The 21,072-nt window shown below is 58.8% G+C and carries 19 protein-coding genes and 1 pseudogene; 7 read left to right on the top strand and 13 right to left on the bottom strand.

Annotated elements, in window-relative coordinates; genetic code table 11:
- Positions 1-33: 33 nt before the first annotated feature.
- Both GOQ25_RS04045 and GOQ25_RS04050 read right to left on the bottom strand, forming a co-directional pair.
- Entirely contained in the window at positions 34-1,434 is a 1,401-nt protein-coding gene (locus tag GOQ25_RS04045; RefSeq protein WP_160349171.1) for an MmgE/PrpD family protein, read from the bottom strand.
- Positions 1,435-1,478: 44 nt separating this feature from the next.
- A complete protein-coding gene (locus GOQ25_RS04050; RefSeq protein WP_160349172.1) occupies positions 1,479-2,285 on the bottom strand; it encodes an N-acyl homoserine lactonase family protein in 807 nt (268 codons plus the stop codon).
- Positions 2,286-2,442: 157 nt separating this feature from the next.
- On the opposite strand from GOQ25_RS04050, the gene GOQ25_RS04055 reads away from it, so the two are divergent.
- Positions 2,443-3,360: a LysR family transcriptional regulator gene (locus tag GOQ25_RS04055; RefSeq protein WP_160349173.1), complete on the top strand. Its 918-nt coding sequence runs from the start codon at positions 2,443-2,445 to the stop codon at positions 3,358-3,360.
- Here GOQ25_RS04055 and GOQ25_RS04060 read toward each other — a convergent pair.
- Both GOQ25_RS04060 and GOQ25_RS04065 read right to left on the bottom strand, forming a co-directional pair.
- Positions 3,350-4,792 carry an MmgE/PrpD family protein gene (locus GOQ25_RS04060; RefSeq protein WP_160349174.1) on the bottom strand — a complete coding sequence of 481 codons (1,443 nt, stop codon included), beginning with the start codon at positions 4,790-4,792 and terminating at the stop codon, positions 3,350-3,352. The genes GOQ25_RS04055 and GOQ25_RS04060 overlap by 11 nt on opposite strands.
- Positions 4,793-4,932: 140 nt before the next feature.
- Positions 4,933-5,361: a hypothetical protein gene (locus tag GOQ25_RS04065; protein WP_160349175.1), complete on the bottom strand. Its 429-nt coding sequence runs from the start codon at positions 5,359-5,361 to the stop codon at positions 4,933-4,935.
- Between the two features lie 225 nt (positions 5,362-5,586).
- On the opposite strand from GOQ25_RS04065, the gene GOQ25_RS04070 reads away from it, so the two are divergent.
- The 5 genes from GOQ25_RS04070 to GOQ25_RS04090 all read left to right on the top strand — a co-directional run bounded on the left by GOQ25_RS04070 (position 5,587) and on the right by GOQ25_RS04090 (position 10,292).
- Complete coding sequence (locus tag GOQ25_RS04070; RefSeq protein ID WP_160349176.1) at positions 5,587-6,723, top strand: GNAT family N-acetyltransferase; 1,137 nt, start codon at positions 5,587-5,589, stop codon at positions 6,721-6,723.
- A 301-nt stretch (positions 6,724-7,024) separates the two neighbouring features.
- Positions 7,025-7,675 (top strand): hypothetical protein, encoded by a 651-nt coding sequence (locus GOQ25_RS04075; protein ID WP_160349177.1) that lies wholly within the window; start codon positions 7,025-7,027, stop codon positions 7,673-7,675.
- Between the two features lie 238 nt (positions 7,676-7,913).
- Positions 7,914-8,567 (top strand): DUF1120 domain-containing protein, encoded by a 654-nt coding sequence (locus tag GOQ25_RS04080; RefSeq protein ID WP_160349178.1) that lies wholly within the window; start codon positions 7,914-7,916, stop codon positions 8,565-8,567.
- 238 nt (positions 8,568-8,805) lie between these two features.
- On the top strand, positions 8,806-9,459 hold the full coding sequence (locus tag GOQ25_RS04085; RefSeq protein WP_160349179.1) for a DUF1120 domain-containing protein: 654 nt from the start codon (positions 8,806-8,808) through the stop codon (positions 9,457-9,459).
- 245 nt (positions 9,460-9,704) lie between these two features.
- Complete coding sequence (locus GOQ25_RS04090) at positions 9,705-10,292, top strand: hypothetical protein (RefSeq protein ID WP_160349180.1); 588 nt, start codon at positions 9,705-9,707, stop codon at positions 10,290-10,292.
- A 136-nt stretch (positions 10,293-10,428) separates the two neighbouring features.
- On the opposite strand, the gene GOQ25_RS04095 is transcribed toward GOQ25_RS04090, so the two are convergent.
- Positions 10,429-11,748, bottom strand: a complete 1,320-nt coding sequence (locus GOQ25_RS04095) for an ArgE/DapE family deacylase (RefSeq protein ID WP_160349210.1) — start codon at positions 11,746-11,748, stop codon at positions 10,429-10,431.
- Positions 11,749-11,775: 27 nt separating this feature from the next.
- Positions 11,776-13,096, bottom strand: a pseudogene (locus GOQ25_RS04100) (MFS transporter).
- A gap of 123 nt (positions 13,097-13,219) precedes the next feature.
- On the opposite strand from GOQ25_RS04100, the gene GOQ25_RS04105 reads away from it, so the two are divergent.
- Complete coding sequence (locus GOQ25_RS04105) at positions 13,220-14,188, top strand: LysR family transcriptional regulator (RefSeq protein WP_160349181.1); 969 nt, start codon at positions 13,220-13,222, stop codon at positions 14,186-14,188.
- A gap of 35 nt (positions 14,189-14,223) precedes the next feature.
- Here the strand turns inward: GOQ25_RS04105 and GOQ25_RS04110 are convergent, their stop codons facing one another.
- From GOQ25_RS04110 to GOQ25_RS04140, 7 genes are all read right to left on the bottom strand, one after another.
- Positions 14,224-15,087: an amidohydrolase gene (locus GOQ25_RS04110; protein ID WP_236844481.1), complete on the bottom strand. Its 864-nt coding sequence runs from the start codon at positions 15,085-15,087 to the stop codon at positions 14,224-14,226.
- Positions 15,088-15,089: 2 nt separating this feature from the next.
- The gene (locus GOQ25_RS04115) at positions 15,090-16,151 is read right to left on the bottom strand and encodes an isocitrate/isopropylmalate dehydrogenase family protein (protein WP_160349182.1); all 1,062 of its coding nucleotides are present in this window, start codon (positions 16,149-16,151) and stop codon (positions 15,090-15,092) included.
- A 24-nt stretch (positions 16,152-16,175) separates the two neighbouring features.
- Positions 16,176-17,192: a tripartite tricarboxylate transporter substrate binding protein gene (locus GOQ25_RS04120; protein ID WP_236844179.1), complete on the bottom strand. Its 1,017-nt coding sequence runs from the start codon at positions 17,190-17,192 to the stop codon at positions 16,176-16,178.
- A gap of 18 nt (positions 17,193-17,210) precedes the next feature.
- The gene (locus GOQ25_RS04125) at positions 17,211-18,185 is read right to left on the bottom strand and encodes a tripartite tricarboxylate transporter substrate binding protein (protein WP_370519883.1); all 975 of its coding nucleotides are present in this window, start codon (positions 18,183-18,185) and stop codon (positions 17,211-17,213) included.
- Between the two features lie 75 nt (positions 18,186-18,260).
- On the bottom strand, positions 18,261-18,893 hold the full coding sequence (locus GOQ25_RS04130; protein WP_160349183.1) for a GntR family transcriptional regulator: 633 nt from the start codon (positions 18,891-18,893) through the stop codon (positions 18,261-18,263).
- Positions 18,894-19,032: 139 nt separating this feature from the next.
- A complete protein-coding gene (locus GOQ25_RS04135) occupies positions 19,033-20,031 on the bottom strand; it encodes a tripartite tricarboxylate transporter substrate binding protein (protein ID WP_160349184.1) in 999 nt (332 codons plus the stop codon).
- 219 nt (positions 20,032-20,250) lie between these two features.
- Positions 20,251-20,952, bottom strand: coding sequence for a GntR family transcriptional regulator (locus GOQ25_RS04140; RefSeq protein WP_160349185.1), 702 nt, complete (start codon positions 20,950-20,952; stop codon positions 20,251-20,253).
- Positions 20,953-21,072 lie beyond the last annotated feature (120 nt).

The following is a 21,072-nucleotide window of genomic DNA, read 5'->3' on the forward strand; positions in this document are numbered from 1 at the left end:
TTGGATCTCCTCCAAGCGTACAGGTTGCGCGATTCAACGGTATGGCGCCGCGAGCAAGTTGATGAGCTCGCTCACGTCTTGCAGCTTCTCCACCTGGTCGACCAGGGCTATGACGCGATCGACCTCTTGTTTTGAGAGACAGGCATCCACGACATTGCGGAACTTGTATTCCACGTCCTGGCGGCCGATGGGGTTTTCCGGGCTGCCACGCCGGTTGAGCTCGCGATGCAGCAGCTCGCGGCCGTCGCGCGTGACGACCGTCACCACCGCCGCGTGGCGATAAGGAGGACCCATCCTCTCAATCTCCGGGTCTATGTACGCTTCGATACGGCCAATTAGATTCAACAACCTGGGTTCAGCCAGGCGATCCTGGCGATACTGATCCACGAAGGCGACCCCATCGTGTGCAATGACGGCCAGACCGTAGTACAGATTCATCTGTGCCGCCGTGACGCCTTGCGCTTTGTATTCCCATGCGCAATGCACATAGGTCATATTGCTCACGCCGACCCGGACGGTGGCGATATCCTCGGCGCTCAAGTCGTGATCGCGCATGATGTGGACGAGGGCGTCCAGCGCGGCGTGGATACTCGTGACACTGGCATGCGGTTTATAGCCGACCTTGGCCGTTTCCCAGACGGTGCCTAAATTATCCGTCAGCCGCGCGGCGTTGGGTTGGTCAGAGTAAGAGCTGAGATACCCCCCATACGCGGCTTCCAACACATCTTCAATACCGGTGAAATCACGGCCGGCAAGCTCCGCGGCGTAGACGCCGCTTTGGGCGGCGCGTCCCGCGTGAAAGCGTTTAACCATTGCGCCTTCTTGAGCAGCCATCAGCCCGCCTGCCTGCGAGCCCGCGATCCCCAGCGCATGCAGGAAACGATTGGCATCGAGCCCGAGCGCCTTCGCGGCCGATGCCGCGGCGACGAAAACACCCGAGGTCCCCTGCGGATGAAAGCCCCGGTAAAACAGGCTCATCGTCGCGGCATTACCTACGCGCGTGCCAATCTCATAACCGGCAGTCATCACCGTGAGAAGATCGCGCCCATGCCATCCGCCGTCGCGCTCTGCATACGCCAGCGCGATGGGAACAGCGATGGAGCCGGCATGCACGATGGACTCTTTATGGATGTCATCCAGTTCGAACGCGTGGCCAGCCGTGCCATTGACGAGCACAGCATTGGCAATAGAAGTCCTCTGCCCACTGCCAAAAATGCTTGCCATTGGGGCCGCTTGCTCGGCTTGCACCATCGCTTGCACGCGTTGCGTCCAAGGCAGCGTCACGCCATACAGGCAACAACCAATGCTGTCGAGCAGGCTGCTCTTCATGCTGTCGATTACCTCGGCCGGGAGGTCCTCGTAGCGTAGCTGCGCCGCAAAGCCTGCAAGATCGCGGGTGGCGTTGGATAGCAACGGAGGTTTGGAGCTGCTCATTGATATGCCTTTAGGTGAACGCGCAAGGAGAGAATCAGCCCGGCTCAGACGAGCGGCGCCTCATGCAGGCAAACAGCAATTCCCTCAAGCCGCGCTGAGGGGGCTACATAGCGCTGCATCACTAACGGATCATGTCCGGGCACGATGTGATCGGAACTGTCGGCCAGCATGTCGAGCTTGCTATACCCATCGATTAATTCGCCGACGTGAAAAACCGTCGTGAACGCGCGCTTTTTCTCGAAATGCTCGTAATAGTGGCTGCAGTCAGAGGCGAGCACGACCCAGCCGCGCTTGGTGTGCACGCGGACGCACTGCAGGCCATGCGTGTGGCCGCCGATGCGGTGCACGCTTAAACCCGCAGCCAGTTCTGCACTGCCTTTGTGAAAATGCACGCGGTTTTTGTAGACCATGCGGACCATGCCCACCACTTCGTCCACTTCATATCCATGATTGAATTGGCGATAGCACATATGCCGTCCGGTGGCGTAGGCCATTTCGTCGTCTTGCAGATGAAAGCGCGCAACAGGGAAGCTGTCGAACGTGCCGACATGGTCATAGTGCAGGTGCGTAATGATGACGTCAGATACGGCAGTGACATCCACGCCCAGCATGGCCAATGCCTCGGCGGGGTGGCGCAAAAGCGTGCGACCGCGCTTTGCCGCCACCTCCGGGCCGAAGCCAGTATCGACAACGAACTCCTTGCCATTGCCACGTACCAGCCAGACGTAATAGTCCATCGGCATCGGCGCATCGTGCGGATCGCCTCCAATGAAATGGTTCGCCCGTTTTGCGTCTCGCGTGCCATAACGCAGCGCGTACACCTCGTATTCGGGCAATGTCGCTTCAGTCATATGTCTCCTCGTCCGGGCGTGTTGAGCGGGAATTTCTTTCACACACTGATTGATGCGTGCAGTCTAATTACGCTATAAAAACCGATCAATGACTCAGAATTCAAAATACTCGTGAACGAAATTCACGAAAAAATCAGCCGCATCTAGGAGAACGGGATTGGAGAACTTGAACGCCCTGCGCGTGTTCGTGCGGGTAGCGGAGACGCGCAGCTTTACTCTGGCTGCCAAGCGCCTAGGGCTGACCTCTTCGGCGGTCAGCAAAGCCATTACGCGCCTGGAACAAGAATTGGGCGTGCGGCTCTTACAGCGCACCACTCGGTCGGTGGGGCTGACGAATGACGGTGCCAGCTTCTTCGAGCATTGCCTGCAGATCCTTGCGCAGATCGAAGACGCGGAAAACCTGCTAGGCCAGGCCACGTCGCGACCACATGGGCGCCTGCGCGTGCACTTACCCGTCGGGTTCGGGCGCCGCGTGATCATGCCAATGATGCCCCGTTTCCTGTATCAGCATCCCGAGATTGTGTTGGATGCCGAACTGAGCGACCGCAGCGTGGATCTGGCGTACGAAGGAATTGATATCGCGGTGCAGATCGGCGAGCCCGCCGACGCTCGCCTGATCGCTCGCAGGCTCTGTCATCTTCGTTTCATGGCCTGCGCGTCGGCAGAGTACCTCGCACAACATGGCGAACCTCGCACGCCCGACGATTTGGACAAGCATCACTGCCTGGCGTATGTGCAGATGCATACGGGACGCTATCGCGATTGGCCCTTCAGCCAGAACGGCAAGGCGCGTCCGAAGGCAGTATCCGGTCGGCTAAATGTCAATAACGCCGAGTCCTTACTAGAAGCCGCTGCGGCCGGACTCGGCATCGCAATGATCAGCAACTTCATTGCCGCCGACGCGATACGCGGTGGCAGGCTGCGCCCCGTACTGACTGATTATGTGGGCGAGGGGCCACCCGTCTCCGTTGTCTACTTACCCAGTCGCAACCTTTCACCAAAGGTACGCGCATTTGCAAACTTTCTCATCGAGGAGATCTCAGGCAACCCAGACTGGGACAAGATCACGCCATAACCGGCTCGTGTTCTATGTGATTCACTCGCACCTGAGTCAAGGCATTCGTGAGCGCATCCACACTACCGCCGGCGAATACCCCGCGCGCAGCATCCAGCACTTGACCTGCGTGGAATTCACCGACAGCAGCCGAAGCCAACGACATGAATTTGCCGTCAATATCCGCGCCAGACATGGGATTTTCCGGCATGCCGCGCGAATAATCGACTTTGCGGGTCAGCGTCCGGCCTTGCCGGGTGACCAGGGTCACTCTTCCGCCATAGATTTGGGGATAGGCGCGGTCGATCTCTGGATCAATTTCAATCTCCACGTGCCGCGCCAACGCAACCACCTGCGGCTCCACGATGCGCGCCGGGGTGAATTGCTCCAAATAAGCCTGGCCATCGAACATCGCGACGGCAATGTTGTAGCGCAGGCTCATCTGCGCATTGAGCACAGAATCAGCGCGATATTCGAAGCCCGTTTGCGTATCGACCACGGAGGCAACGCCCGCAACGACGCGTTCAATATCCGCAGGGATGAGTTCGTGTTCCCGCATTAGATCCAGCACGGCGTCCACGCAGGCGTGATTGCTGCCACAACAGGCATACGGTTTGAAACACGTCTCGTCGGAATGCCATCGCACCCCCAGATCCGCCACCAGCATGGCGGGGCGCGGCGTATCGGACATCCCGAACAAAAGCCCACCGTCCTCGGCCTCGAGAATGAAACGCGGCCCGACAAAGCCGCGCTGCGCCAGGAGCGCTGCCATCAGCCCGGCTTGCGCCGATCGGCCGGGATGCAGGCGTTTACTCATGCCTGCGTCGTCGGTAAACGCCCATGTGCCCGCAGACTGCGTACCGGCCAAGCCCAAGGCGCTGGCCGTCGTATCCGCGTCCAAACCGAGCATCACCGAGGCCGCAGCGGCAGCGGCGAACGTCCCGGCCGTTCCGGTCAGATGCCACCCGCGCATTCTGGCGCGGCTAGGATTGAACGCCTGACTCACGCGGTTCATCGCTTCATATCCCGCCGCCATGGCCGCCAGGACACGATCGCCGCCGACTTGCTGGCGCTGCGCCAGTGCAAGCACCACGGGCACCACCAATGCACCGGGATGAATCTTCGCCCGGCTGTGGTCGTCAAAGTCAAAGCTGTGGATCGCCGTACCGCCGGCCAACACCGCGTTTAGCGCGCTCACCCGCGCTCCGCTCCCCCATAGAACGGACTCTGCGGGGCCCTGCTGCTCTTTGGCGAACTCGGCCACAATACGACCCCATGGCGTGGTCAGCCCGTACAGCCCACAGCCCAGTGCGTCCACTAACGCGTTTTCGAGAATATGACGGGTCTTTTCAGGGACGATTTCGGACTTGATACCTGCCAGAAAAGCGGCCAACTGCTGGGTAATTCCCCGATGCTCCCGCGCAAGCGTTTTCCATCCTTCCAGATCATCCATCCCTTCGCTCCTCGACTTCGACTTAGGTTCGTGCATTAACGCGCAATCCTGACGATGATAAGAGCGGGGCCCGCGACGATCTATGAGCGTGGAGTCAGATCAGTTGTGAACCTGAATCAACATTGGAAGTAATGCTGCGCTCAGTTGCCCAACTTCCCACAGATCGGTTCCTCGGCCAGCGCATTAACGATCTCGACCAGTGCCGGCCCATTTGCCAGATAATCGCGCGCTTTGATCCGATCCACGACGATACGAATAGCATCGGTGCGGTCGCTTGCTTTTTGGCAGTCATAGGACGCGCTCACATTGCGTATCGCCATCCGCGTCTGCGGGGTGGCGGCTTCCATCGCGCCGGTTTTCAGTAGGTCCGTCGCATACGTGAGCGCCTGCAAGGTCATCTCGAACATCTTGCGGCAATCGTTGGTTGGTCTGCCGCCTTTCCCGTCGACCGAACATTCCTTGATGAAGTTCGCTGTCGTGCCAAACTCGTTGGCGGGATTTTTCGCCTCGGCGCAGAGGGCGCTGGCCGATGCGCAGGCTAATACAGCGGTAGCGAACAGGTGTTTCATGACCCCTCCCGGGTGACTAACGCGGTTGAACAGGGACTCAGCTTTAATGGTTGTCGATGGATTGCCAGGCGTGGCGCGAGAATCGACTTCCACGTCAAGAGACTACTCCGGGTAGAAAACGTGTTGGGTGTCAGTACATGACGCGCGTAACGAGATGCTGCTCCCAACTCCAGAGCAGCCGCCTACACCGGGGACGCCATTGCTGGCCTCCTATATCATTGCGGCATGACTCAATCCGCCGTCTTAAGTGTTGTGCACTCGTTATCGCAGGTGGACGCCAGCGCATGGAACGCCTTGGCGGGCGCAGAGCCGTTTCTGCGTCACGAGTTCCTGTCTGCTTTGCACGAGACCGGCTGCGCGACGGCTGAAACGGGGTGGACGCCGGTCTATCTGCTCTTGCATCGCGATGCTAGTCTGGGGGGCGCCGTGCCGCTCTATCTGAAATCCCACTCGCGCGGCGAGTATGTCTTCGACTATGCCTGGGCGGACGCATACGAACGGCACGGTCTACGGTATTACCCGAAACTCGTCAGCGCCATCCCATTTACCCCTGTGAGCGGGGCGCGGCTGCTTGCCCACAACGACGCGGATCGCGCCTTGCTGGCTCGGGGGCTAATCGCTCTAGGACGACAGTTCGGCTTGTCCTCCGTGCACGTGTTGTTTCCGAACGAGGGCGACCGCAGCGTCCTTCGCGACGCCGGATTCATGCTGCGCGAAGGCGTGCAGTTCCATTGGGAAAACGCGGGGTATGCCGACTGGGCAGAGTATCTCGCATCATTCAGCCACGACAAACGCAAGAAGCTGCGCCAGGATCGCAAGAAAGTCCAAGCGGCTGGAGTGACCTTTCGATGGGTCGAGTCGACGGATATCGACCCGTCAACCTTGGCCTTTTTCTACCGCTGCTATTGTGAGACTTATTACGCTCACGGCAACGCACCCTATTTGAACGAGGCGTTTTTTCAGCGTTTGCGGTGGGAGTTGCCCCACTGTGTGGTGATCATCCTCGCCCTGCGGGGCGATCAACCGGTAGCGGCAGCATTGAACATACGCGGTAATCAGACGCTCTATGGCCGCTATTGGGGCGCGATAGAGTACATCCCCGGCCTGCATTTCGAAACCTGCTATCTACAGTCTATCGAATACTGCATCCAGCATCGCATTGGACGATTCGAAGGGGGCGCGCAGGGCGAACATAAAATGGCGCGCGGACTACTGCCTACGCCCACCTGGTCGGCACACTGGGTACGCGATGCCCAATTCGCCGGAGCGATTGACGATTTCCTGCAGCGTGAAACCCGTGCGATGGATGACTATCTGCAAGAGCTGACGTTACGCACGCCGTATCGGCGTGACGAGCAGTGACAGCCGTCGCCGGCCTATCATTGCGCCCAGCGAGATCCTTGATCGTTGACTGCACCGATAGGCCGCATGGCGCGCTTGGATATGTAACGCCCGGGCAGTTTGCTCAGGCTCATCAGCAACAACGGGTTTTAACACTGGACCGTATGTCGGCTCAGTACTAAATCTGGGGACAGGCCAGTTCACCCGGACATGCCAAAGACGCCCTAAGAATTAAGATAAATCTTAGTGACCCACCGCGTCTGGCCGGATAACCTGATCCTAACCTAGATTTTTGCGCGAGTCGAGCGCACTGCGCCCCATCATGAAACGAACCCTGATTTCTCTTTGTTTAGCTGCCGCGTCGTTGGCACCCGTTCTGGCCACGGCGAATTCGTCGGCGCAATTGCAAGTGACTGGAACCATCAAGCCAGAGGCGTGCAACATCAGCTCGTCGCTCGCCGTGGCTGACTTGGGAGAAATCCCGTTCAGTAAATTAAATCCCGACGCGAACACTTCTACGCGTTTTAATTGGTACCCGTTCACCCTCACCGTGACATGCTCAGAAAAAATGCTCGTGGGCTTTAGAGTGGTCGATAATCGGGCGGGAACGGCTTCGTATCTGGGTTGGAACGCCGAGGAACAAAAACGGCTATTCGGCTTGGGCAGCGTTGCCGGAGTTTCTTTAGGCAGTTACCAGCTGATGCAGGGCGACGGTGGTTTCGAGACGGACAGTGAGGCTGGCTTCATTGGCACGTGTTCTAAAGGGGCCAGCGGCTGTGGTATCGACCCGTTCGTTTTACCTAATCAGCTGAAGGTCCTTCTCGACGCGGATGGCGACAGACCCGTCGCGTTCAAATCGGCGAGGATTAATCTTGGGGTCATCGACCCATCTATACGCAATTCAGACCTCCTCCCAAAGGGCCGCAGACTAAAACTGGACGGTTCGGCGACCATAGAGCTGGTTTACTTGTAAATCGCCCTGTCGAACGCAATTGAACGATGAGCCACTTCGCGCGTCGGCGCGTAGAGTCGAACTGACCACCGGGCAGATAGCGATTGGCTAACGCGCCAACCCTCGAAGCGGTTGGAGTGAGGTAGGGGATCCGCGACGCCCTAAGAATTAAGACAAGTCTTAGTGACCCGCCGAGTTAGGCCGGATAACCTGTTCCTAACCCAGATCTTTGTCCGAGTCGAGTGCACTGCGCCCTGTCATGAAACGAACCCTGATATCCCTTTGTTTAGCTGCCGCGTCGCTGGCACCCGTGCTAGCCACGGCCAATTCGTCGGCGCAATTGCAAGTGACTGGAACCATTAAGCCAGAGGCGTGCAACATCAGCTCGTCGCTCGCGGTGGTTGATTTGGGGGAAACCCCGTTTAGTAAACTAAATCCCGACGCGAGAACTTTTTTGGATAAGCAAAAAGAGGGTATCCCATTCACCCTCAACCTGACATGCTCAGAAAAAACGATGGTTGGCTTCAGAGTGATCGATAATCGGGCGGGAACGGCTTCGTATCTGGGTTGGAACGTCACTATTCAAAAACGGCTATTCGGCTTGGGCAGCGTTTCTGGGGTTCCTCTAGGCAGTTACATACTCGACCACTTGTCAGGACACGTGGTGGACGGGGAGACTGCCACCTTGGGCACCTGTTTGAAAGAGGCCAGCGACTGTGATCTTGACGGGTCGCTTGTACCTAACGAACTGAAGGTCCTTATCAACGTGCACAGAGGGGTTGTCGTCCCGTTCAAATCGGCGACGATTAATCTTACGGTCATCGGCGTAAGCATACGCAATTCAGACCTCCTCCCAAAGGGCCGCAGACTAAAACTGGACGGTTCGGCGACCATAGAGCTGGTTTACTTGTAAATCGCCCTGTCGAACGCAATTGAACGATGAGCCACTTCGCGCGTCGGCGCGTAGAGTCGAACTGACCACCGGGCAGATAGCGATTGGCTAACGCGCCAACCCTCGAAGCGGTTGGAGTGAGGTAGGGGATCCGCGACGCCCTAAGAATTAAGACAAGTCTTAGTGACCCGCCGAGTTAGGCCGGATAACCTGTTCCTAACCCAGATCTTTGTCCGAGTCGAGTGCACTGCGCCCTGTCATGAAACGAACCCTGATATCCCTTTGTTTAGCTGCCGCGTCGCTGGCACCCGTGCTAGCCACGGCCAATTCGTCGGCGCAATTGCAAGTGACTGGAACCATTAAGCCAGAGGCGTGCAACATCAGCTCGTCGCTCGCGGTGGCTGATTTGGGGGAAACCCCGTTCAGTAAATTAAAGCCCAACGCGAAAACTTCTTTGGATAAGCCAGGGGGGGTCAAATTCACCCTCAGCCTGACATGCTCAGACAAAACGATGCTCGGCGTTAGAGCGATCGATAATCGGGCGGGAACGGCTTCATATCTGGATTGGGACACCAAATATCAAAAGCGGCTATTCGGCTTGGGCAGCGTTGCCGGGGTTCCTTTAGGCAGCTATTGGTTGGTCTCGGATGCTGGAGACGTGGCGGACGGTGAGCCTGCCGACTTGGGCACATGTTCGAAAGAGACCGCTGACTGTGATCATGCCGATGATGTTTTACCTAATCAGCTAAAGGTCCTGCTCAACGCGAGTAGCGGCGACAGACCTCTCTCGTTCAAATCGGCGACGCTTAATTTTGAGGTCTACAACGCATATGTACGCGATTCAGACAGCCTCCCAAAGGGCCGCAGAGTAAAACTGGATGGTTCGACGACCTTCGAGCTTGTCTATCTGTAAAAGGGTAGCCCGAGACGCTGGGTGCGGACTTTCTGGCCACCACGTTGCGGACCTGCATTGTCCCGCAAGGGATTTCTGACTAAGCCATGCAGCGATCGCACGGTCTATCTCAAAATCAGAATAGTCTCAAAGCCTTCACGCTCCTGAATCGATACGATCAAAAGGCCTCCCGCTGTCGGGATCGCGCTCGGTGCCATCCACGCTCAAACGCGGGTGGCCGCTGATTATCGAAATGGAGCTTTCTGATGTCCCCTCGTTCGTACGCACAGCACAACAGCCACCACGCCTCGGATTTTCTCCGGCCGGTTGCTGGTTGGGACATCTACAATGCGTACGCCGTCCATCAGAACTCGCCGGTCAAGCGTATTGACCAGACGCTACATACGCGCTGCGACCTTGTTACCACCCGGCTTCATGGCGATACGGTGCTTGAGGTGATCAACCCGTGGGGATTTCAAGATTTGCTCAGGTTGACCCAGCACGTTCAAGCCCGCGAGGATAAAGCCTGGCGTCAGACCCTGATTTTGAGAGACGAGGCGCGCGTCGAGCTCACGGCGTTAATCAGCGATGCCTCGCCAGGCACGCTGCGATTCGAGCTTGAGCGCGATTGTGTATTGAAGTTGTCAAGCGACTACCTCGCCGCGAGTCTCGCGCACCCCATGCATATGAAAGTGGACAGCGCGGGGTCTGCGATGTTGATCTTCGAGACGGCCGGCATCAATCTCAACAGAAAGGCTACGCCGATCTTGCACGGCCTGTCGTGCTGGCGATCATATCCGGGTGATCGGGGCTACCAGGGTCGACTACGCCGCCGAAGAACTGATTTTTCGTGACGAAGCTCGGCAAATCGTTGGCCGATTCCGCGTGCCCGACGCGGACCCGACAGAACTCCGGTTCGACGCTTGCACGACGCGCGGCGCGTTTCGGTAAATACGTGCCGCGGTAGCCCTGTCCGGCTGTATGCCGATCTCATTCCTGCTTGCCATTGACCTCGCTGATGCCGCACCACTGGGCGATAAACAGTGCGATAGTTTTGGTGATGAGTCGCAATGACTCCAGATGCACTCGCTCATCCACCCCGTGGATATCAAGGGATTTCGGCCCGTAGACCAAGGTCGGCATATCGCCATAGATCACAAACACTCGCGCATCCAGATACCCCGGCGTGGTGAAGCTTTGCAATTCGCTATTGAACGCTTGCTGGTGGCAGGCGCGCAAGGTGTTCTCCGCGGCGCTGCCTTCTTCCAGCACATAGCCCTCGGCATAGAACCCGGTGTACGTCACCTGCGGCGCCGCGCCGCCCAGCCTCGGATCGCGCGCCGCGTCACGCAGGCAGGCGTCGATTTGCTCGCGCGCTTCATCGGCGGTTGTGCCGGGATAGATGGCGGCGCGTACATCGAATTCGCACCAGGGCGGTACGGTCGACGGCCAGTCGCCCCCCTCAATCTTGCCGATATTGAAATTGATCGGATGATCCAGGTGCTCGAAATGGCGATGGCAATGATGTTCCGCATTCCACTTGGTTTCGATCCCGCGCAGGGCCTCGATGGCGGCATACGCGGCATCGATTGCATTGAATCCGTTGGCCATTTCCCGTGTATGCGTCGGACGGCCCTGCACGCGCACTTTGAACCACAATACGCCCACGTTGGCGCGCACCAGCATGTTTTCTTCGGGCTCGGGAATGATGACCGCGTCCGCGCGGTATCCACGTAGCAGGGCGGCGAGCGCGCCATTGCCGGTACATTCTTCCTCGACCACGGACTGAAAGTAGATCGGCGCAGTGGGCACATAGCCCGCGGCCCGTACGGCGTCGTAGGAAAAGAGATTCGCGACGAGGCCGGCCTTCATATCGGCCGCGCCACGCCCATACATCCAGCCGTCGACGATGGCGGGATCCCAAGGCGAGCGGCTCCACATATCAAGTGGGCCGGTCGGTACCACGTCGATATGCCCATTCAGAATCAGTGAGCGTCCCGTTTGTTGTTCGGGCCGATAGGTGCCAACAACGTTGAACGCATTTTCATAGGACACCGTGACTGGCCCGAAGCCCGGGTGCAACTCGATATCGCGGATATCGATCTTCCACCGGTCCATCGCAAACCCTCTTGCGCGCATGGCTTCGTGAAGAAAATCTTGCGCGGTGTGTTCCTGTTCGCGTAGCGACGGGAATCGCACTAAATCCTGGGTAAAGGCGAGTTGGGCATCGAAACGGTCGTCGACGGCTTTCAGGATTCGGCGGGTTTGCTCCTCGTTTAGCGCCGGCGGGGTGTTTTTGTCATACGTCATCATATGTCCTCTGTTGTATAGGCTGCATCAGGTGGCGGCCGCGTGGTCGGTTTGCGGTTTGTCGAGCGCCAGTCGCCGCTTGTGCCCGGCCAGGCCCCAGATGGACACCAGCGTGATCGCCGACAGCGTTGAATAAAAGAGGGCCAGCGGGACCCATTGGCCGGGATAGTGATACGCGAGCCAAGTGCCGATCAACGGCGTCATGCCACCTGCCACCGCACCACAAAGTTGGTAGGACAACGAAATACCGGAATAGCGCACGTGAGCGGGAAATGCCGAACTGATGTAGCCCGCCATCGCTGAATAAATCGCCGCCATGAACACCAGCACAATGGCAATGCCCGCGATGATGCTCAATGTCGTGCCATGCGTGACCAGCATGAACATGGGGTAGGGTGCCAACACCGAGCAAACCGCTGAGGTAATGAGCAGGCGGGTCGGACCCACGATGTCCGCCAGCCACGCCGCCAGCGGCTGCACGAAAAACTGAATGATTGCCACGACAAACAGGCAATCGAGGATCATCGCGCGGTCCAGCCCCAAGGTTTGGGTGGTGTACGACAACATGAATGCGTTAGTGAAGTAAATGCCGCCGATCGCCACGGTGCACACTCCCATGCAAAGCAATACCGTGCGCCATGCGCTGCGCAGGACCTCCTTGGCCGGGATTTCGGCGCGTTCCTGGCGTTCGAGTACCAAAATCAGGGGATTCGTTGACGCCGACGCGAATAAAGTAGCCCACGATCAGCAATACCACACTGACCAGAAAGGGCACACGCCAACCCCAGCTGAGGAAATCGGCTTCATCCAGCGACGTCAACAGTCGGAACGCCAGCAAAGAAAGAATCAAACCCGCCGGACTGCCCAATTGAGCGAAGGACGCGGCGAAAGTGCGGCGGCGATGCGATGCGTGTTCGCCCGCCATCAATACCGCGCCACCCCACTCGCCCCCGACGGCCAGCCCCTGTGCCAGACGCAGAAGCAGCAGCAAGGCGGGCGCCCATATGCCCGCACTCGCGTAGCTTGGCAACAAGCCAATACCGATGGTGGCCAGCCCCATGATGACCAGCGTGGCCATCAAGGCATTTTTGCGGCCCACCCGATCGCCCAGGTGCCCGAAGATCACGCCACCCAGCGGACGAGCCAGGAACCCGGCCGCGAACGTACCAAACGAGGCCATGGTGCTGACAAAGGGATCGGCGGTCGGGAAAAACACCTTACCAAACACGAGCGCCGCGGCCGTGGCGTAGATGTAGAAGTCATACCACTCGATGGTCGTGCCCACAAAGGCGGCGGTCGCCGCGCGCACGGGTTGCCGCGTCACAGTGGATCCGGCGGTATCGGCCATGCTCTTCCCCTTCGTATGCGTGTTGGTTGGAAGACTCTTTATCGCTCCGCGCTGGACATTACGTCAATTTATGATTATTAATTGTCCACTTAAGTGAAACTGATGTTGAAGGGGTAAATGCCTATGCAGCCCGCTGACCTGGTGGACGCCCGAGACTGTGACCGTCTTGACTGGAATCTGCTGCGCACCTTTCTGGTCATCGTGCAGGAGCGCAGCATCAGCGGCGCGGCCGGGAAGCTGCATCTGACACAATCGGCGGTCAGCCAGGCGCTCAAGCGGCTGGAGGAGCAGCTTGATAGACGCCTGATAGAGCGACACAACAAGGTCTTTACCATCACCAAGGCGGGCGAGGAGGTTTGCCGGGCCGCGGAAGGCATCTATGGCAGCGTGGCGCAACTGCTTGCGCATGTGTCCGAGACCGAAGAGGAGGCCTCGGGGCGCATCCATCTGCTGGCCGCCAGTCGCATTAATTCGCAGGTCTATGACAATTTCTGGGCGGCGTTTCACCGCGATTACCCGCGCATTGAGGTGCAAATGGACGTGCGGCCCAGCAGCGAGATTGTCACGCTGATCCAGCAGCGCGTCGGCACGGCTGGCATCGCGTTATGCCGGCAGATGCCCAAGCGGCTGGAACACAAAGTCTTTCTCCATCAGCGCTACGCGCTTTTCTGCGGCCGTAACCACGCGCTGTTTGGGCGGAAAGACGTGCACATCGAAGACCTGATGGGCGAGAACTTTGTGTCGTTTGCCAGCGATGCGTTGGGCGACAGCCTCTCGCCGCTGACGATATTTCGCGATCAGCGCGGATTTTCAGGCAGGGTGGTGGCGACCTCCAAGCAGTATGACGAGGTCAAACGTCTGCTGATTGCGGGCTTTGGTATTGGTTGCCTGCCGGAACACAGCGTACGACGCGATTTGGCGGAGGGGCGGCTGTGGCGTCTGCCACCGGGTGAGGGGGTTTGCTCGGTGGATCTGCACCTGCTGTGGCATCGCGATGTGCAACGCACGCAGGCCGAATCCGTTTTCCTAAAATATTTTCGTGACTATATCGATGCTTTCACGATGGCACAGCGGTTGGAGCCGGCAGAGTAGGGGGGCTTTGGACGAGCACACCCGACCCTGAGCGCTCAGAAAGCGTATAGCCGCGCCGCATTACTCACCAGCACTCGCTGCCGAATCGCCTCGTCGGCGAACCAGCTATCGATTCCTTGCGCCAGCTTTTGCGTGCCGATGCGCCGATAGGCACTGACTTCGTGCGGCGACTTGCCCGGCTCTCGATTGGTATGCGGCCAGTCGCTTGCCCACAGCACGCGATCGGGATTGCTGGCGATGAACGCAGCCGCCAGCGCCGTTACCGCCTCATCGGCCGTCTGCGAAGGATCGATCCGATACGGGGCAGACAGTTTGACGTAGGCGGCCCCCGTGCTGATCAAGCGCAGTACTGTCTGCACGTTCGCATCCTCGAGCGACGTGCCTGCAAGGACCCCGGCGAAATGATCGAGCACCACCGGCACGGATAGCTCCGCCAATACCGGCGCCGCCTGGGCGATCACGCCAAGTGACGCGTAGACCTGCAGGTGCCAGCCTAGCGGCTGAAGCCGTTGTGCCCATGCCTGCAGATCCTCGCGCATACGCGTGACGTCGAGGCTACCGGAACTCTCCAAATTCAACCTTAAACCGCGCACGCCACACGCGTCGAACGCGTGAAGAAGTGCATCGGGGGCCTCCCGGTCCAAGACCGCCACGCCGCGCGCCGCGCCGTTCATTGCATGCAATGCGTCCAACATGCAGCTATTGTCCGTGCCGTACACGCTAGGCTGGACAATGACCGCGCGGGTCAGCCCGAGCGCGTCCATATGCTGTTGGAGGTTCGACACACACGCGACATCAGGCGTGTAATGGCGATCGCCCACCATGGGATATCGGGCACGGTCGCCGATGATATGGACGTGGCAGTCACAGGCGCCGGCGGGCAGCGTTGGCGTGTTCATGTTCAGGCTTTCCGCAGGTGGTCCACGACGGCAGCGCCCGCGGCGCGCGTGCCCAAGGTCCCGCCGACATCAGCCGTACATTGGCCAGCCGCAATACAAGCAGCGACCGCTTGCTCGATGGCCGCACTGGCGTCCACGAACTTACGACCGCCCTTGCGTTGTCCGTACCACGACAGCAGCATGGCCGCCGACAACAGCTGCGAAGCCGGGTTCGCGATGTCTTTACCCGCGATGTCCGGCGCCGAGCCGTGCGCTGCCTGACCCATGGCGTGGTCGCGCCCCGCGTTGAGCGAACCGCCCAAGCCCAGACTGCCCGACATCTCCGCCGTCAGATCCGACAAGATATCGCCGAACATATTGGTGGTCACGACCACGTCATAGCGGTCCGGGGCACGCACCACATGCGCCATCATCGCGTCGACGATCACATCGTCCACACGCACTTCGGGGAATTCCTTTCCGACCTCATGGCACATGTCGATGAACATGCCGTCGCCAATGCGCAGCACGTTCGCCTTGTGCACGATGGTGACGTGCTTTTTACGCGTCATCGCTAACTCAAAGGCCGAACGGGCGATGCGCTCGCAGCATTGGCGGGTAATGCGTCGCAAGGACACGACGACATCAGGCGTGATCAGCATTTCGCTGCTACCCGATTCGATATTGCGGTCCGCATAAAAACCTTCTGTGTTCTCGCGCACTACGACCAGGTCGAATTCGCCCAAACGCGCCTGCATTCCCGGATAGGTGCGTGCCGGGCGGATGTTGGCGTAAAGATCAAGGCTCTTGCGAAAGAACTTGGACGGATTGATCTCGCCTTTCGATTCATCCTTGAAGTCATACGTCGCCATGGGTCCGAGCAAGAGGCCGTCGGCGGCCTTTACCTTGTCGAGCAGTTCCGGCCGCACCGTCGTGCCGTGCAACTTCAGACTATCGTGGCCGGCGACATCGTGTTCCAGCTGCAAGCCGAGATCGAACCGTTCTGACACCACGTTCAGCGCGTCGACGGCGACCGCCACGGTTTCAGGGCCGATTCCGTCTCCGGGCAATACTACTATTTTCATGACAATCCCTTGAATGAACTAAGCTTAATTTTCCGCACGCACGCCGGTCTGTTCGACCAAGCGTTTGTATTTGTCTTGTTCGCGACCAACGAATGTCGCGAATTCTTCGGCGGTAAACGGCCGGATGACAACGCCGTCAGCCTCGAAGCGCGCACGGATTGCCGGGTCTGCCAACGCGGCGTTAATCTCACGATTTAGGGTCGTGACGACATTGGCGGGCGTTCCCGCAGGTGCGAAGTAACCGCCCCACAAACTGAATTCGAACCCGGGCACAGTGCTTTCCGCAATGGTTGGCACATCCGGCAGTGCAGCAATACGTTCCGGCGTCGATACGGCGAGCGCGCGCAGCTTGCCAGCGGAGACATGAGGCATCGCGGCGGCCGCGCTGGAAAAGAAAAAGTCGACATGGTTGCCAAGCAGATCCGTCATCGCCTGACCCGCGCCTTTATATGGCACATGCACCATCTTCGTTTTAGTACCTAACGCCAGGGCGGCGGCAGCCAAATGTCCCGGCGTGGCGGTGCCAGACGAGGCATAGGAAACCCCTTCTGACTTGGCCTTGGCCGCTTCGATCAGCTGCGACAAGGACTGATAGGGCGAATTGGTGGGAACCACGAGCACCAATGGCGAATCGCCCACCAAGGCGACGGGCAGCAGCTCCTTCTGAGGGTCATAGCCCGCATCCCGCATCGCAAAAGGATTCACCGCGATCTCGCCGGTCTGACCTAGCAGCAGTTTATAACCGTCCGGCTTCTCGCGGGCGATCATCCGCGCGCCGATCGCGCCCGATGCGCCCGGCCGGTTTTCGACGACTACGGTTTGCTGCAGCGACTTGCCGAGCTTTTCTCCGAGCAGTCGCGCGAATACATCTCCTTGCCCGCCCGGCGCATACGGCACAATCACCGTGACCGGATGCGCGGGATACTCGGCTTGCGTCTGCGCAAAAGCGAGCGGGCTGATCGTCAGCCACGCGGCCGCCGCACCCACGCCCGCGAGTAAACGGCGCCGCGCAGGCCGCATGTGTTTCGAAAAACGCGTCATAGGGGTCTCCTAGCCGGATTACTTCAGGCGCATGTCAAATTGTTTGACTACACCGCGCCACAAAGCCAGCTCTTGCGACAGCGCCTCGGCAAACGCCTGTGGCGGGCCCGCAAACAGCGTCGCGCCTTCGTTGGTCAAACGTTGCTGCACCGCGGGCGTCGCAGCAGCTTCATTGACCGCGACGTTCAGTTTCTTCACGAATTCTTCAGGGGTACCCGCGGGCGCCAAAACGCCCCACCATGTGGAGATATCGAAATCTTCCACGCCGGCTTGCGCCATGGTGGGCGTATCGGGAAATAAGTCAGAGCGTTCATTGCTGGTGACCGCCAGTAGCTGCACGCGCCCTTCCTTGACCTGTCCCAATATCGTCGGCACGGTGGAGAAAAACACCTGGACGCGTCCAGCCAGCAGATCCACCGTAGCGGGGCCGCTACCTTTGTATGGAACGTGGGTCATCTGTACGCCGGTCTTTTGCTTAAACAACTCGCCCGCAAGGTGATTGATGCCGCCCGCGCCGGAAGAACAGAAATTCAGCTCGTCCGGGCGCTCGGTGGCGTGCTTGCGCAGCGCGTCAATCGATGTGATGCCTGAATCCTTGTTCGCCACCACCAATAGCGGGCCTCGGCCAATCAGCGCGATGGGAGCGAACGACTTCTCCACGTCGTAAGTGCTGGAGACTTCGGCCGCAGCATTCGTGACGAAAGTCGAAGTCGCAAATAGCAGCGTGTATCCGTCCGGATTCGCGTGCGCGACCATATTGGCGCCAATAGAGCCGCCACCGCCACCGTGATTCTCGACCACGACTGATTGACCCAGACGCTCGCTCAGCGTACGCGCGATATCGCGTGCGATGCTGTCGGTTCCCCCGCCGGCGGAGAACGGCACGACCAACTTAATGGGCTTGTCGGGAAATGACTCGGCGCAAGCGAGCGCCGGCAGCATGCAGGCCGCTGCGATGCCGAGATAACGGCGGATTTGTTTTAGATACAGCATGAAGGTGTCTCCTCTCAACCTAGATGATTTCTTCTCTCGAGCGTATCGTCCCGATATCAGGGGCGTTATTCGAGCTTATGTTTGTTGCCGTAGCAACTTCAGTCGCTCCAGATAGGCTTGATGAATATGATGGCGCGCAGCGGTGCCGGCGCGTTCCGGGTCGCGGCTGCGGATGGCTGCCACGATTTCGTGGTGTTCTTGCAAGGCAATACGGGCGCGCGATTCGGAGCTCAAAGTACTGCGCCCCAATAAGTACGTGGTGTCCGTCAGCGCGCGAAGCGAGCGGATCAAATGGCGGTTATGGGCGGCGCTGTAGATGGCGTCATGAAATCGCAAATTCAGCGCCACGGGGTCGGCATCGCCTTCATCCAAAATGGCCTGCATATTGTCGATCTCGGCGTCCGTGGCATGGCGTGCAGCCATCGCGGCGGCAGCCGATTCCAGTACTTCGCGCATGGAATAGAGCTCGCCGACCTCTTGCTGATCCATGGTGGCGACGACGAGTCCGCGCCCCGGCTCATACCGCACAAGCCCCTCGTCCTGAATACGTTTCAAAGCTTCACGCACGGGAGTGCGGCCCATATCCAGTAACGATGCCACTTCGATTTCTCGCAGTCGCATCCCGGGCGCGAATTGGCCGGAACAGATTTGCTGTTTTATCGCCTGATAGGCTGAAAAAGCGCGGGATTGGGTGGCTGCAATGGGCATAACGAGACTGATCTGTGTCCGATATATTTTTGCATACAAAAATATATCGGACAATGGCGCCGTGTGATCAGTGCTCGCCATGCGCCCGAGCGCGTCGGGCTTGGGTACGGCCACCGCGTCGCTGGCCGTTCACATCGGGTTAGTCGACGCGAGCGCCCGATTCTTTAACCGCCTTTGCCCACTTCTCGGACTCGGCCGCGATGAATTGCTTGAACTGTTCAGGCGTCATTGCCTGCGGATTCGCGCCCATGGCCATGAAACGTTCGCGCACTTCTGGTTTCGCCAGTGCTGTTGCGACGTCTGCGGAGACTTTGTTCACGATGTCGGTCGGCGTGCCAGCAGGCGCCAGCAGTCCGAACCAGCTCGAGGCGTCATAGCCATCCACGCCAGCCTGCGCGATCGTGGGGATGTCAAGCAGGGCGGGCGATCGCTCTTTGCTGGTCACCGCCAGCGGGCGCAGCTTGCCGGCCTTCAAAAATCCCATCGACGAGGGCAGGTTGTCGAAAATCAGGTCGGCTGATCCGCTCATGACATCGGTCAGCGCGGGACTGCTGCCCTTGTAGGGCACATGCGTCATCTTCGTGCCGGTCATCGCCATGAAGAGTTCGCCTGCCAGGTGTGTCGACGTACCGTTGCCCGTTGACGCCATATTGACCTTGCCTGGATTGGCTTTCAGGTAAGCGATCAGATCCGCGACGGAACGAATGTTGTGGCGATCGGCAAATGCGGGGTTCAGCTCAAGAATGTTGGGAACGGGGATCACCATCGAGACCGGCGTGAAATCCTTAACCGGGTCGTACGGCAGAGAGCTGTAGACAGATTGGTTGATCGCGTGCGTGCTGACGGTACCCATCAGCAGGGTATAGCCATCGGGCGTGGCGCGTGCCGCAGCTGCGGTGCCGACGTTGCCGCCAGCGCCTGCGCGGTTCTCGACCACCACGGGTTGTTTCCACATCTGGCCTAATTCAGCAGCCACGCCGCGCGCTGCAATATCGGTGGTTCCTCCGGCAGGAAACGGCACCATGATGGTGACCTGACGCGAGGGATAAGCGTCAGCGGCATGAACGGCGGAAGCTCCCAGCACAGCGGCGGCAACGGCAGCCGACAAAACGGAACGGACGAGGGATTTGATAAGCACGGAGGTCTCCAGATGCACCTGCCGCTGGGGAAAGTTGGCTAGTTCCTCAGCGAGCGTGTTGTAAATTGTTGTAAGACAAATATAGGTACGCTGCCGCTACTTGTCAACCAAGTTGGCAGGTTCGCGTTCGTCGTTCCAAATCCGGGCGAGCGGCTGGGAGCCGCTTATCGGGGAAGCGATTTCGGGGTCGTACGAGCTTGTCTGCAGGCTTGCGGTGCTTTAGGACGGCATTTTGAAGTAGGGCTCCATCCTGTCCCTGGAAGAAGAAATATGTACGACCATGGCGCTTTTGGCGGCCTGCGCGTCGCCCAGTCTGATCGCATCGAGGATCGCAAGATGTTCCTTGATCGCCTCCTCGGCAACGGTGGAGTGATACCGCAGCCGAAACAGATTCATATGGGCGTAGAAACCATGCAAGGTGTCAGCGAGCACTTTATTTCCGCTGAAGGAAGCAATCAACGCATGAAACTGCCCGTCAAGCAGCGCGAAGCGACCGTAATTGCTGTGTGTGTCCTCACCCACCAAGCCGGCCATCTTGTCGCAAAGATCCTTGAGCTGTTTTAGTCCAGACTTTGTGATTTTCTGCGCGGCCCAATAAGCGGCTTCCGGCTCTAACAGCAGCCGTATCGCATACACATCGCGGAAATGTTCGCCAGAAGGAAGCGGGGCAGCGCTATAGCCGGAGTTGTGTTTCTTGACGACCAGACCCTCGGTCTCCAGGCGGATCAGCGCGGCACGGATGGGCGTTTGGGAAACCCCAAATTGCCTGGCTAACGCGTCGACTGACAGCCGTTCACCAGGCTGAACTTGCAAGGAGATCAATAGCGTGACCAACGCTTCGTAAATGTCCTCGCTCAGGGAGGCACGTTGCTGAAGGGGCGCTATGTAAGCGTGATCCATTTTTTCGCGCAGCGGTTTCATGTTCGTGCCGTTCGGCCGTGTGAATGGGAGTGCGTAGTTTATCTCTTTTGCGTTGACTCAGCGATATCCGATCGGATACGATATTTGAAATCGAAGAGAATAAAGCCTGGCTGGAGACAC

The organism is Bordetella sp. 15P40C-2 (genome assembly GCF_009763235.1).
In the GTDB taxonomy this organism is placed as follows: Bacteria; Pseudomonadota; Gammaproteobacteria; order Burkholderiales; family Burkholderiaceae_B; genus Bordetella_A.

Bases quoted from the DNA above. Each gene is read 5' to 3' on its own strand.
- GOQ25_RS04115 (WP_160349182.1), bottom strand. From the start codon at position 16,151: ATGAAAATAGTAGTATTGCCCGGAGACGGAATCGGCCCTGAAACCGTG.
- GOQ25_RS04120 (WP_236844179.1), bottom strand. From the start codon at position 17,192: ATGACGCGTTTTTCGAAACACATGCGGCCTGCGCGGCGCCGTTTACTC.
- GOQ25_RS04080 (WP_160349178.1), top strand. From the start codon at position 7,914: ATGAAACGAACCCTGATATCCCTTTGTTTAGCTGCCGCGTCGCTGGCA.
- GOQ25_RS04065 (WP_160349175.1), bottom strand. From the start codon at position 5,361: ATGAAACACCTGTTCGCTACCGCTGTATTAGCCTGCGCATCGGCCAGC.
- GOQ25_RS04130 (WP_160349183.1), bottom strand. From the start codon at position 18,893: ATGCCCATTGCAGCCACCCAATCCCGCGCTTTTTCAGCCTATCAGGCG.
- GOQ25_RS04110 (WP_236844481.1), bottom strand. From the start codon at position 15,087: ATGAACACGCCAACGCTGCCCGCCGGCGCCTGTGACTGCCACGTCCAT.
- GOQ25_RS04085 (WP_160349179.1), top strand. From the start codon at position 8,806: ATGAAACGAACCCTGATATCCCTTTGTTTAGCTGCCGCGTCGCTGGCA.
- GOQ25_RS04045 (WP_160349171.1), bottom strand. From the start codon at position 1,434: ATGAGCAGCTCCAAACCTCCGTTGCTATCCAACGCCACCCGCGATCTT.
- GOQ25_RS04060 (WP_160349174.1), bottom strand. From the start codon at position 4,792: ATGGATGATCTGGAAGGATGGAAAACGCTTGCGCGGGAGCATCGGGGA.
- GOQ25_RS04125 (WP_370519883.1), bottom strand. From the start codon at position 18,185: ATGCTGTATCTAAAACAAATCCGCCGTTATCTCGGCATCGCAGCGGCC.
- GOQ25_RS04090 (WP_160349180.1), top strand. From the start codon at position 9,705: ATGTCCCCTCGTTCGTACGCACAGCACAACAGCCACCACGCCTCGGAT.
- GOQ25_RS04095 (WP_160349210.1), bottom strand. From the start codon at position 11,748: ATGACGTATGACAAAAACACCCCGCCGGCGCTAAACGAGGAGCAAACC.
- GOQ25_RS04070 (WP_160349176.1), top strand. From the start codon at position 5,587: ATGACTCAATCCGCCGTCTTAAGTGTTGTGCACTCGTTATCGCAGGTG.
- GOQ25_RS04050 (WP_160349172.1), bottom strand. From the start codon at position 2,285: ATGACTGAAGCGACATTGCCCGAATACGAGGTGTACGCGCTGCGTTAT.
- GOQ25_RS04105 (WP_160349181.1), top strand. From the start codon at position 13,220: ATGCAGCCCGCTGACCTGGTGGACGCCCGAGACTGTGACCGTCTTGAC.
- GOQ25_RS04140 (WP_160349185.1), bottom strand. From the start codon at position 20,952: ATGAAACCGCTGCGCGAAAAAATGGATCACGCTTACATAGCGCCCCTT.
- GOQ25_RS04075 (WP_160349177.1), top strand. From the start codon at position 7,025: ATGAAACGAACCCTGATTTCTCTTTGTTTAGCTGCCGCGTCGTTGGCA.